Source organism: Vibrio sp. MA40-2, from assembly GCF_047302445.1.
Classification (GTDB): Bacteria; Pseudomonadota; Gammaproteobacteria; order Enterobacterales; family Vibrionaceae; genus Vibrio.
Window position 1 is genome coordinate 2,174,383 of sequence record NZ_CP178628.1, and the last position, 12,347, is coordinate 2,186,729.

13 protein-coding genes are annotated in these 12,347 nt (G+C 40.3%); 10 read left to right on the forward strand and 3 right to left on the reverse strand.

Annotated elements, in window-relative coordinates; all coding sequences use genetic code 11:
- Positions 1-70: 70 nt before the first annotated feature.
- Together epsC and ACLKML_RS17550 are read right to left on the reverse strand one after the other, a co-directional pair.
- On the reverse strand, positions 71-823 hold the full coding sequence (gene epsC, locus ACLKML_RS17545) for a serine O-acetyltransferase EpsC (protein WP_413284279.1): 753 nt from the start codon (positions 821-823) through the stop codon (positions 71-73).
- 186 nt (positions 824-1,009) lie between these two features.
- Positions 1,010-2,338: an aspartate aminotransferase family protein gene (locus ACLKML_RS17550; RefSeq protein WP_413284280.1), complete on the reverse strand. Its 1,329-nt coding sequence runs from the start codon at positions 2,336-2,338 to the stop codon at positions 1,010-1,012.
- Between the two features lie 170 nt (positions 2,339-2,508).
- Between ACLKML_RS17550 and ACLKML_RS17555 the strand changes: the two genes are divergently transcribed.
- Entirely contained in the window at positions 2,509-3,414 is a 906-nt protein-coding gene (locus ACLKML_RS17555) for a LysR family transcriptional regulator (protein WP_413284281.1), read from the forward strand.
- Positions 3,415-3,528: 114 nt separating this feature from the next.
- Here the strand turns inward: ACLKML_RS17555 and ACLKML_RS17560 are convergent, their stop codons facing one another.
- On the reverse strand, positions 3,529-3,861 hold the full coding sequence (locus ACLKML_RS17560) for a YnfA family protein (RefSeq protein WP_413284282.1): 333 nt from the start codon (positions 3,859-3,861) through the stop codon (positions 3,529-3,531).
- Positions 3,862-4,112: 251 nt separating this feature from the next.
- On the opposite strand from ACLKML_RS17560, the gene ACLKML_RS17565 reads away from it, so the two are divergent.
- The 9 genes from ACLKML_RS17565 (at position 4,113) to ACLKML_RS17605 (ending at position 12,273) form a co-directional block, all read left to right on the forward strand.
- Positions 4,113-5,504 (forward strand): SLC13 family permease, encoded by a 1,392-nt coding sequence (locus ACLKML_RS17565; RefSeq protein WP_317717331.1) that lies wholly within the window; start codon positions 4,113-4,115, stop codon positions 5,502-5,504.
- Positions 5,505-5,656: 152 nt separating this feature from the next.
- The gene (locus ACLKML_RS17570) at positions 5,657-6,337 is read left to right on the forward strand and encodes an LON peptidase substrate-binding domain-containing protein (RefSeq protein ID WP_413284283.1); all 681 of its coding nucleotides are present in this window, start codon (positions 5,657-5,659) and stop codon (positions 6,335-6,337) included.
- 64 nt (positions 6,338-6,401) lie between these two features.
- The gene (locus ACLKML_RS17575) at positions 6,402-7,040 is read left to right on the forward strand and encodes a sigma-70 family RNA polymerase sigma factor (RefSeq protein WP_317717333.1); all 639 of its coding nucleotides are present in this window, start codon (positions 6,402-6,404) and stop codon (positions 7,038-7,040) included.
- Positions 7,033-7,782, forward strand: coding sequence for a ChrR family anti-sigma-E factor (locus ACLKML_RS17580; protein WP_413284284.1), 750 nt, complete (start codon positions 7,033-7,035; stop codon positions 7,780-7,782). Before ACLKML_RS17575 ends, ACLKML_RS17580 begins: the two co-directional genes overlap by 8 nt.
- Before the next feature lie 46 nt (positions 7,783-7,828).
- Positions 7,829-8,773 (forward strand): YbgA family protein, encoded by a 945-nt coding sequence (locus ACLKML_RS17585; RefSeq protein ID WP_413284285.1) that lies wholly within the window; start codon positions 7,829-7,831, stop codon positions 8,771-8,773.
- A gap of 359 nt (positions 8,774-9,132) precedes the next feature.
- On the forward strand, positions 9,133-9,564 hold the full coding sequence (locus tag ACLKML_RS17590) for a nuclear transport factor 2 family protein (protein ID WP_413284286.1): 432 nt from the start codon (positions 9,133-9,135) through the stop codon (positions 9,562-9,564).
- A complete protein-coding gene (locus ACLKML_RS17595; protein ID WP_413284287.1) occupies positions 9,564-10,286 on the forward strand; it encodes an SDR family NAD(P)-dependent oxidoreductase in 723 nt (240 codons plus the stop codon). The genes ACLKML_RS17590 and ACLKML_RS17595 overlap by 1 nt, the downstream gene beginning before the upstream one ends.
- On the forward strand, positions 10,283-11,548 hold the full coding sequence (locus tag ACLKML_RS17600) for an NAD(P)/FAD-dependent oxidoreductase (RefSeq protein ID WP_413284288.1): 1,266 nt from the start codon (positions 10,283-10,285) through the stop codon (positions 11,546-11,548). The genes ACLKML_RS17595 and ACLKML_RS17600 overlap by 4 nt, the downstream gene beginning before the upstream one ends.
- On the forward strand, positions 11,545-12,273 hold the full coding sequence (locus ACLKML_RS17605) for a DUF1365 domain-containing protein (protein ID WP_413284289.1): 729 nt from the start codon (positions 11,545-11,547) through the stop codon (positions 12,271-12,273). Before ACLKML_RS17600 ends, ACLKML_RS17605 begins: the two co-directional genes overlap by 4 nt.
- Positions 12,274-12,347 lie beyond the last annotated feature (74 nt).

The following is a 12,347-nucleotide window of genomic DNA, read 5'->3' on the forward strand; positions in this document are numbered from 1 at the left end:
TACCATTGGTTCTAAATACTATTGATTCTAAATACCATTGATATTCTGCGCTCATTGTTAGCTAAAATACTTAAATCTTAGTGGTTAATGTCACTAAATTGGCCGGAGCTTTACCAACTTGTTTTGCGGGAGCCCCCGCAACCACGACGCCCTCGTGCACCGGTTTGAGTACCACGGAATTTGCTGCAACAATCGCACCTTTGCCTACTTCAATGTTGCCTAATACGGTCGCGCCAGCACAAATTAGCGCTCCTTGACGAATTTTAGGGTGCCTGTCTCCAGCTTCGTTTAGGGTGCTACCCAGAGTCACGCCATGCCAAATACTGACATTATCTTCGATCACAGCGGTCTCTCCGATGACAATGCACATACCATGGTCGATAAATAGATTTTTCCCCAGTTTGGCAGCGGGATGTATGTCTATATCCCATTCTTTTGATATCCAGTTTTGCAAAAGTACAGCACTTTGAATATCACCTTCGTGCCATATCGCATGAGAAAATCGGTATGCCTGTACGGCTAGTAGGCCTCGGAACGACAAAAATGCAGTAAGATGATCTGGGCAAGCTGGATTGGACATAACCAAATGATTAATGTCCGAGGTGGCGCTTTCCACGATGTTTGGGTAATGATGGTTCAACTCTGAAAACCAATCGACGAACACTTGTCGAGAGAGATGCTGCTTTAAGGTATCCGCTAGATTACCGACCAACGCATCGGCAAAATTATCATATGAAAATATTTTGTCAGCAAGGTAAGCACTTAATCGGTGATTGCTTTGTTGTAGCTGATTGGCTTGTTTATTAATCTCTGACCAGATCATCGTAATCGCCTGTAATTTTATGTAAAAATTGTTAATAAACAATATAGTAATGCACGCAACAATATGCACCGACTTGACGAGTCAGCCAACTTGGCGCAATTTACGCTGAACATAAAGCCAACCTAACTGGTGAGAGGTTGAACCTGTTAGATTGACGTTATCCGCTGGTAAACAATCAATGCAGTGTCATTGACACAGGGTCTTTTCAACTTCAGTAATCGCTTTATCAAGAATGGCAATCCCTTCGTCCAGCTCTTGGTAGCTGACGGTAAGAGGTGGAGCTATGCGAAAAACCCCTCCCATACCTGGTAGGCATACAATGTTCATATGCAAACCTAACTTAAAGCATTCTTGTGTGATTAAGTCGCCAATTTCCTCAGAGCGTGTTTTATCTGTTTTGTTTTTTACAATTTCGATTCCCTGTAGCAGACCACGGCCTCTGGCGTCACCAACGACTTGGTGTTTTTCTACCATTTTCATCAGCGCTGCGGCTAAATAATCGCCTTTTTCTCTTACTTCCTCGATAATGTTGTCTCGTTCAAGTACGTTCATTACAGTGCATCCAATTGCCGCTACCAGAGGATCATTAACATGTGACGTGAAGAAGACGAAGCCATTGTCTTTAGCTTTTTGTTCAATTTCTGTTGAAGTCACAAGAGCCGCGAGAGGCAGCCCTGCTCCTAACGTTTTTGATAGGGTTAAAATATCCGGGGTGACGTCATCGTGCTGAAAGCCATACCAGTAACCGGTGCGACCAAAACCAGTTTGGGCTTCATCAAATATTAAAAGCATTCCACGTTCATGACACTTTTTCTGTAACGCGGCCAGATAACCGGGAGGCGGAACAAGAATACCGCCACCAGATAGGATAGGTTCAACAATGCATGCAGCTAAACTACCGACCGATTGTGCATCAACCATTTCAAAACCGTAATCTAGTTGCTTTTTCCAATCCAGATTACCTTCTTTATCGACAAAATCAGGGCGGTATTCATAAGGTGTCGGAATAGCTAATTGCCCCGGAACTGGCGGGTAGCCATTTTTTCGAGCAGAACAATATGTTGCACTGCCACTGGCCTCAGTAATACCATGCCATGAGCGACTAAACGATACGATTTCAAATTTTCCGGTGACCAATTTTGCCATTTTTATCGCCGCTTCATTCACTTCTGAGCCTGTCGACAGAGGAATCACTTTGGTTAATGGATCAGGAACGGTCTGAGCGATATGTGTACATAGATTAATACTGGGGCGTGATAGCATTCCACTAAATAAATGATCTATCCTGTCGCACGACTCGCGCATGGTTGCAACCACATCAGGATGAGAATGACCAAGCGTTGAAGACATTTGCCCAGAAGTAAAATCTAGAATTTTTCTTCCTGCTTCTGTATAGATATAACTTCCTTTTGCGCGTTCAATAATCTCTGGGACAAAATATGGTGCACCATATCTTCCTATATGACGTTCGACATCATCCCAAGGTGCGTTCCTTTTTTCATACGGTTCTATCATTGTGTCTCTTCCATGAGTCGTTTTTAATGTTTTCTATTCCGATGATTTGAATCTAAAGTTAAAAACACTTTAAAACAATCAAATATTATTAAAGGATATATTTAGTATTTCTGAAGTATTGTTTTGTTGATACAGTAGTATTTTAATCAGACGTAAAACAGGGACCTTAGATGCTGAATATTTGGCGGCTAAAATTACTCGTTCAGTTTCAGACTCTTGGCACTATGCAGCGAGTCAGTGAAGTGATGCACACAAGTATCGCTACCGTCTCTCAACAGCTGAGTCTTTTGGAGCAAGAAACCAATACAATATTGTTCGAAAAGGTAGGCCGAAAGGTTCAACTGACTCACGAAGGGCATGCTCTAGTTGAAAAAACCAGGCCGATACTTAATCAGTTGAATGATATTGAACAGTCATTAAAAGACAATTTAGCTGAGGTTCAAGGGACGGTTAGAATTGCAGCCTTTACCAGTGCTTTGGAAAAAATAGTGATACCGGCGGTATCTTTATTGTCGCAACACTATCCAAAGCTTCAGATGCGATTAACCGAAATGGATCCGGATACGAGCCTGCCAGCTTTAGATACCTATCAATTAGACGTGGCAGTTGTTGCCTATTCTAAAAAGCAACATTTACTGGAACAAAGTCATCGCAATGTGATTAAGCTAGGCAGTGATCGCCTAAAAGCCTTGGTCAGTAATAAACACCCACTCGCAAAGAAAACTCGGATTACAATAGATGAATTAAAGGATGAAAGTTGGGTATTAGAACCAGAAGGGACGTACTTGTATGAATATACTCAAGAGCTGTGTCGAAATGCTGGATTTGAGCCAAATATCATCAATGTAGTGCAAAGTTATTTACCGATGCACACTATGATCGCGGCAAATATTGGCATTGGAATCTTACCTGAACTGGCCATCATAGAATCTGTAGAGGGTATTTGTGTTTTAGATTTAGAACCCGACCCAACAAGAGATATTTATCTTGTTGTTCGCAACAATACGACCACAACACGCGCTATGAATGCCGTCACCGAAAGCCTTATTAATAATAAAAATCCGTTAACTTATTAACCTTATTATTCAAATATTTTACCGTTCTCTGATGATTTCTTTTGTAATACTGCAGCTTGAAGTGTCTGGTTAGAAATGCAGAATTACAAAATAATCTCTGAATTTAAAGGCTTGTCATGCGCTGCGTGGAGCGGACATTATAATTGCCATACCCACAAGAGCTATACCAGAACCAACCATATCCCAAATGGTTGGACGGATGCCATCGACAAGCCATAACCACAAAATAGCCATAAAAATATAAACACCACCATAGGCGGCATAAACTCTACCGGCTGCTGTTGGATGTAACGATAACAACCAAGCAAATGCGGCAAGACTTAAAGCGGCGGGAATTAGCAACCAAATAGACTTATCCTCCCTTAACCAAAGATAGGGGAGATAACAACCAATAATTTCAGTCAAAGCAGTAAGTAAAAAAAGGCCTATAATTTTAATTTCGGGCAAAAGATGATTCCTCTAAGGCATAATTGTTTATCTAACACATGTTGAGTTTTAAGTGTTTATACACAACACACAATATCATTGAAACTCGTTTTGTAGCAGAAATAAGCCCGCCATGCGATCTCATTGACTAGCCACAATCTTACGCAAACAACAAAAGGTTTAGACAAATCTAAGGTTGCAATAATTTTTGCTCAATGTAGTATGCTCTACATTAGCATTAACTTAATTAGTTTTTAATAAAGGACATTGGCATGAACTGTCGATTTAGTATAAAGCAGATGGCGATTATGCTTTCAATCGCCATTGCGGCTTGGTTAGTCTTTTTTCCGATAGACAGCCAACCAAGCGAATTTTCAAATAGTGCGGCTTTAGTTTTGATTACGTTAACGTTTTGGTCAACAAGCATTATGCCCCCATTTTTAGTTGCACTTATCTTTTTTGCCTTGGCTGCTACGTTTAAATTACTTGATCCCACCTTACTTTTTTCTGGTTTTGGTTCCACAGCCGTATGGTTAATTATCTCGGGCTTTGTTATCGGAGCGGCGATTTCCACTTCTGGGCTGGGTAAAAAATTAGCTTCGGTTATTGCGCCTCATTTAACGACAAGTTATAGCCGATTGATTACAGGATTGGTTGCTAGTGCCATGCTGCTCGGTTTTGTTATGCCATCATCGGTTGGTCGAGCGGTAGTATTGATACCAATAGGAATGGCGCTTGCCGACCAGGTTGGTTTTCAAAAAGCGAGTAACGGTAGAATAGGCATTGCTGTTGCGTTAGCTTTGGCGTGCAATATGCCAAGTTTTGCTGTTCTGCCTGCGAATATTCCTAACATGATTCTTGCTGGTGCGAGTGAAACACTTTATGACATTCAGTTTAGTTATACCGAATATTTACTGCTGCACTTTCCAGTATTAGGTGTGGTTAAATCATTGTTTATCGTACTCTTGGTGTTGAAAATTTTTCCTGATGAAATTTTACCAAATCAGCGTGTCGAATCTGATAATCAGCAACAACAGTACGATAGCAAACTACAAAAGAAAGTGGCTATCTTACTTGCTATTACCTTGTTGTTCTGGGTAACAGATACGATCCATGGCGTTAATCCTGCTTGGGTTGGATTGGTTACGGCTATTATTTTGTTACTACCGAAAGTAGGGGTTATCCCACCAAAATCTTTTAACAGCTCGGTCGATTTTGGCACGGTAATATTTGTTTCTTCTGCACTTGGTTTAGGAATGCTAGTAAACGAATCAGGTATCGGTAATTATATGGGAGAAGCATTTAGTCAACTACTACCATCATCGTCTTCTGGTTCTTTCTTCAGTTTTATGGCGCTTTCTTTAACCTCTGTTGTGACGGGATTGGTGACGACTATCCCTGGAGTTCCTGCGGTTCTTTCGCCTTTGGCTGAAAATTTTGCCAATGCTACTGGCTTTTCAACTACCGCAGTATTGATGACTCAAGTACTCGGTTTTTCTACCGCTATTTTTCCTTATCAAGTCGCCCCTTTAATTATTGCCATGCAGTTATCGGAAGAGCCGTTAGTAAAATTGGTCAAAGTGACCATACCACTAACGCTGGTCACGGTTTTGTTACTATTTCCATTGGATTTCGTGTGGTGGTGGCTACTTGGCTGGGTCTAGTAAAAAAGTAAACTTGAGATCGAATTCGTAAGGTGATGGGAGCGGTTTGCTGTTATTTTTTATGCTTAAATTGAAATAAGTAGCATATTAATGTGATCCTATTGCACCACTAATGCGTACAGTTGTCGTTAATTAAATTAAAGAGACGAGCTGTGACTGAATCTAATACCGAAGCGAAAAAAAGCTCTCAAGCGAGCCATAACGTCAATATTTTGCCTGTATTTCCATTACCGATTTTTTTGCTAACCGGAGGAATGCAAAGGCTGCGTATTTTTGAAGCGAAATACGTGGCCATGGTGGCGAATGCAAATGAAACCGACGGATTTGTTATGTCTGTTTATGACCAAGAGAGAGCATTCAACGCTGCAGACTGGGGAGCTCACGTAAAAATTGTCGATTTTGACCAAGGTGAAGATGGTATTTTGCAAGTTGATGTGCTCGCGGTCGGCTTAGTGAGTTTATCGGACTTTAGCTATCAGCAAGATGGCTTGTTATTAGCTCACGCGGAAACGTTGCCGCATTGGTCTGTAGAACCATCTTTAGTGAGTGATTGGTCTAAACAACAAAATACCGAAATAACTAGTGATAAGCTAAGTTTTAATAACAGCGAAGAGCATCAGCAATTCTCTACCGTTTTACAAGGTATTTTTCAAAGTCATAAACCGCTAAATGACCTATATAAAGAGCAGTATTTCGACTACTATGAATGGGTATGCGCTCGATTGTTGGAGATAATTCCTCTCTCTTTGACAGAGAAAGAGAAGTTTGTTAAACCATTGCAATTAGAGCAACTTACAAAACTCCTTGATTCTCTGTGCGAAAAAGATAAATAAAAAGTGATCCTTTTTATTTTTGCTAACGTAATGGTTTATAACTATTCCAATTGAGCGTGGATCGATGCAGCAGATAGAGGCACAAACAGATCTGATAACGGTAGGACATCCCATTACAAAGCCATTAACTCAATCGGCTCATCCTGAGCTATCGCATTGGTTATCTTTGGTTGCGAAAAACCAAGATAAAGATGCTTTTACTAAATTGTTTGGTTTTTTTGCTCCTAAAATTAAACGCTTTGGTATTAAACAGTTTAATAACGAAAGCCAAGCAACGGAGTTGGTTCAGGACACCATGACCAATGTGTGGAAAAAAGCCCATTTGTACGATGCCAGTAAAGGTGCAGCAACGACTTGGGTTTACACAGTGATGAGAAACGCGTGTTTTGATTACCTGAGAAAAGTAAAAAATCATCCCCAGCAAAATATAGGCGATGATATTTGGCCATTGGAGCAAGCACTAGATGAGAACAGCGATCAAGTTAGCCCATTCCAAGACCACTTGATGACCAAAAGGCTGCAGCAATTCGTCGATACTTTGCCTACAGCTCAAAAGGTAGTGGTGCAGGGCGTGTATTACCAAGAACTTTCTCAAGAGCAGCTTTCTCAACAACTCGGCGTTCCGATTGGTACCATAAAATCGCGCTTAAGACTGGCGTTAGAAAAAATTAGACAGCAAATGGGAGACCATGATCATGATTAATCATCACCCAACAGACGCTGTATTGAAAGAATTTGTGGCGGGAAATTTACAACCTTCGGTTGCGGTTATTGTCGCAAGCCATGTTGAAATGTGCCCAAAATGCCAGAATTTGGTCCATCAGTTTACGGAAATGGCAGCGATACAAGAGTTTGGCGCAACAGACGGATTCGATTCAGAAACCGATTTTGATTTGGTAGCAGATGCTGCAGAAACGACTATGCTTACAAGGTTGCAGGTTGATGAAGCAAATCAATTTGTTAACACTCAAGCTGACGACGTATCGATAGATATGATCAATGCCATTACAGATTTACCAGTGCAGCGTGAAGATGTGTTACCTAAAACCGTGCCACAAATTGATGTGGATGGAACACGGATTTCGCTGCCTAACGCGGTCAAATCTATCGCGTTAAAAGAGTGGCAAGGTTTAGGAAAAATTGCACGAGCTCGGATGAATTTTGATGATGACGAGCGACGTATGAGTTTATTGCATATCGCTAAGGGAGGAAACGTTCCTCAACATACTCACAAAGGTTTTGAAATAACCTTACTGCTTCAAGGGAGTTTTAGCGATAATATGGGTACATACAATACGGGAGACTTTATGTGGTTAGACGGCAGTCATACACATAACCCGATCACATCAGAAGGGTGTGTTTGTTTAACCGTTTCAAGTGATGCAATACATTTTACTCAAGGTATGAGCAAGCTATTAAACCCACTTGGAAAGCTCATTTATTGACAGCATATTGACTCTGAGTAGTAGTTAATATGGCGAGGATAGGATAATGGATAAGAAACTAAAATTAGGTATTAGTGCTTGTGTTTCCGGCCAACAGGTTCGGTATGACAAAAGCCACAAACGTTCTCATTTTTGTATGGAAGAATTGAGTGAGTTTGCGGAATACAAACCGGTTTGCCCAGAAGTCGCCGTTGGTTTACCCACCCCACGTCCAACAATACGTCAAATTTCTGTTGATGATGTAATTAAAGTTTCTCGCCCAGATGGTTCTGGTGATGTTACGCAAGCATTAACTGAATTTGGTCAATCCCATGCGAAGCAAACCGAGGATCTAGCCGGATTTATATTTTGTGCCAAAAGCCCGAGTTGCGGTATGGAACGAGTTAAGGTTTACCAACATGATGGTAAAGGTTCGCAAATGACAGGTGTTGGTATGTTTGCCAAACAGATTATGACGCACAATCCGTTATTACCTTGCGAAGAAAATGGCCGCTTAAATGATCCGATTATTCGCGAAAATTTTATCACGCGTATTTTTACCTACCAGAAATGGTTGGATTTGAAAGCCAGTGGTTTTACTCATCATAAATTGATTACCTTCCACAGTACGCACAAATATTTGGTGATGAGCCACCATATAGAAAGCTATAAGAAACTCGGTCGTTTACTTGCTAATCCAGAAGATAATATTGAAGTGGTGGCGGATAAATACATTTCTATGTTAATGCAAGCGCTGACGATCAAAGCGACTCGACGTAGTCACAGTAATACGTTGCAGCATTTACAAGGCTACTTTAAAAAGCAACTGACTAAAGAGAAGCGTAAAGAGTTGAGCGAAGAAATTGATGCTTATAGAAATGGTGTTACGCCTTTATTGGTTCCATTAACCTTGATTAATCACTATTTACTGGAATTTCCTAACCAATATTTATCGGATCAAACTTACTTAAATCCTCATCCTAAAGCCTTGCGCCTTCGATACGGATACTAAGCAAGTTTTAAACAGAAAAGCAAAAATGGACCTTGAGTCCATTTTTGCTTTTTGCCATCTAGTCATTTCAATTATCTATAACGTCAGAAGTTACCGATGTCGTTAGATGACCAATGTTGTTAGATGACCAATGTCGTTAGATGACCAATGTCGTTAGGTGACCAATGTTGTTAGGTGACCAATTTCGTTAGGTGACCAAAGTCGTTAAGCTACCTATGCCATTCAACTAATATTGACCTATCTTTACTAAGTTATTCTATTATTTATTAAAAAATTCTGATCCATATAGACATGTCATGCGTATATAAAATTATATCAACAGATAAAACCGTGTCGTATCCAACAAAAGGTGAGGTTATATGCAGCGTTCATTGTGGCTTAAAAAATTTATCGATGTGTACAGTGAATTGAGAACCGATAATCTCGCCACATTACAAACAATTTACCATCCTGATGTCACTTTTATTGACCCTTTGCATCAAGTAAACAGCATCGAAGCGCTTTTAGATAGTTTTGAGAGCAGTTACAGCAACATAAGTTATTGCGACTTCGTGATTGATCATGTGATGCAATCTGATGAAGAAGCGGCAGTTTACTGGACAATGACCTTCCAACATAAAAACTTAAATGGTCACAAACCCGTTTCTGTTGAAGGGCATTCTCATTTGAAAGTACAAGATGACCTGATCATTTTTCATCGGGATTATCTGGATGTTGGTGCAATGATTTATGAGCATGTGCCATTGATTGGGTTTTTAGTTAAAAGCATCAAACAAAGGGCGGGTCAATAATGCAGATCTTAATCACTGGTGCAACTTCTGGTATTGGCAATGACTTAGCTAAGCAGTATGCAAAGCAAGGACATAAAGTTACCGCTTGTGGTCGTAGCGCGGCTAAATTACAACAGCTCTGTAGCGATTATCCGTCGATAGAATCGCTCTGCTTTGACCTCACTGATTATCAAAATTACCCACAAGTAAGCGAAGATTTTGCCCCACTGGATTTACTGATTTTAAATGCAGGTGACTGTGAATATATTGACGATGCACTAAATTTTGACGCTGAAAAATTTGAACGCGTTATTAATATCAACCTGATTTCTGTGGGCTATAGTTTACAAACATGGTTGAAACATATTAAACCCGGAGGACGTTTGGTTTTGGTCAGTTCTAGCGCGGCGTTGTTACCTTTACCAAGAGCGGAGGCGTATGGCGCATCTAAAGCGGCGTTAACCTATTTGGCTAAAACACTGACAACAACCTTGAGTGGTAACAACATAAACGTGACCGTTGTCCATCCTGGTTTTGTAAAAACGCCGTTAACCAACAAAAATACTTTCGCTATGCCGATGATGATTTCAAGCCAACAGGCGGCCGAGAAAATAATCACTGGCGTTGCAAAGGGACGTTCAGATATTAGTTTTCCAGCTCTGTTTATTTTTATTATGAAGTGTTTGAGTATTTTACCTTCGTCACTTTGGAACAAATTAGCCACTAGGATGAGCGAAAAATGACAGTTAAAAAAACAAAAATAGCCATTATTGGATCAGGTATTTCGGGCTTAACCTGTGCATATTTACTCGACAAAGACAATGATGTAACCGTTCTAGAAAAAAATGATTATGTTGGTGGCCACACTGCGACGGTTGATATTGAGCATCAAGGGAGTCAGTTCGCTATTGATACGGGTTTTATTGTTTTTAATGACCGCACATACCCCAATTTTAATCGTTTATTGTCAGACTTAGGCGTTGAACGACAAGCAACCGAAATGAGCTTTAGTGTTCATAACAAGCAAACTAAGTTTGAATACAATGGTCACGGAATTAATTCCCTTTTTGCACAGAGAAGAAATGTATTCAGACCCAAATTTTGGCAACTCATTATTGAGATAATTAAATTCAATAAGTTGTGTAAACAAGCTTTTCATAATGATGACATTGAACAGAAAAGTACTTTGGGCGACTTTCTATCTCAGCATAATTTTAGCTACTTTTTCTGCGAACACTATATTTTGCCGATGGGTGCGGCGATTTGGTCTACAAGCTTAAAAGAGATGAAGCAGTTTGAGCTTAAGTTCTTTGTCCAGTTTTTCTATCATCATGGCTTATTGAATATCGTTGATAGGCCGCAGTGGTTTGTAATTCCTGGTGGCTCAAGAACCTATGTTGAAGCGATTCAAGCCAAACTGAGTAAGCCAATTGAAACTGGATGTTCCATTCTAAATGTTAGCAGAGGTGAGCAAGGGGTAACAATCACCTTAACAAATGGTGAACAGCGAGTATTTGACCATGTGATTTTTTCCTGCCATTCCGACCAAGCGTTGAATTTATTAGCCGACCCGACGAGGGAAGAATTCGACGTGCTATCAGGTATTCCTTACAGTCGAAATGAAGTGGTATTGCATACCGATACGCGTTTATTACCGGATAGAAAGCTGGCTTGGGCGAGTTGGAACTACATGCTGGATGGTGACTTATCTCGCCCTTCTTGTGTCACTTACAACATGAACATACTTCAAGGATTGAAAAGTGATGATACTTTCTGTGTAACCTTGAACCAAAGTGACGCTATTGCGCCAGAAAAAGTGATACGTCGCTTCATTTATCACCACCCAGTTTTAGATGATAAAAGCGTTAAAGCGCAAAAGAAACGTGACCTAATTTGCGGTAAAAATGGTTGCCATTTTGTTGGTGCCTATTGGTACAGCGGCTTTCATGAAGATGGGGTTCGCAGTGCGTTAGATGTTACTAAGCGCTTTGGGCAATCGTTATGATCACAAACAGTGGAATTTATTGGGGTAATGTACGCCATCGTCGCTTCGGTGATATAGGCCATATATTCAATTATAAGTTGTATATGTTGGCTATCGATCTGGATGAATTGGCCAATTTATCTCAACAAAGTTGCTTGTTTGGCGAGCGTTGGTTCAATTTAATTCGATTTAATGAAAAAGATTACATAAAAAGTGAACCGGGAACGCTAAAGCAACGTATAAGTGAAAAGGTGCAAGCATTAGGTGGCGATTGGTCTGCTGAAAACAGAGTGACTATGTTGGCTCAAGCTCGGTGTTTTGGTCTCTATTTTAGTCCTATTAATTGTTATTTTTGCTATGACTCTTCGGCGAAATGTCAATATATGTTAGCAGAAGTGAGCAATACCCCATGGAGACAAAGGCATTACTATTTAGTGGATATGAACGGTGATATGAAAGTTAAAAAAGCGTTTCATGTTTCTCCTTTTATGCAGATGGATATGACCTATCACTGGAAAGTGTCCGCGCCTAAAAAAAATGTGTTAGTCCACATAGAAAACCACAACAACGATAAAGTATTTGATGCCACGTTGGCGCTAAGTAAGCGTGAGTTTACTGCTAAAGAAATCGCTAAAACAGTGCGTTCTATTCCCATGATGACGCTGAAAATTGTCGCTGGAATTTATTGGCAAGCATTAAAACTGTTTTTGAAACGAGTGCCATTTGTTGCGCACCCAAACAGTTAAATTAATGGGTCGAAGCTAGGTTGGTATCGATAGAGCATGTTGGTATTGATAGATCAAGTTGGTATTGATAGAGA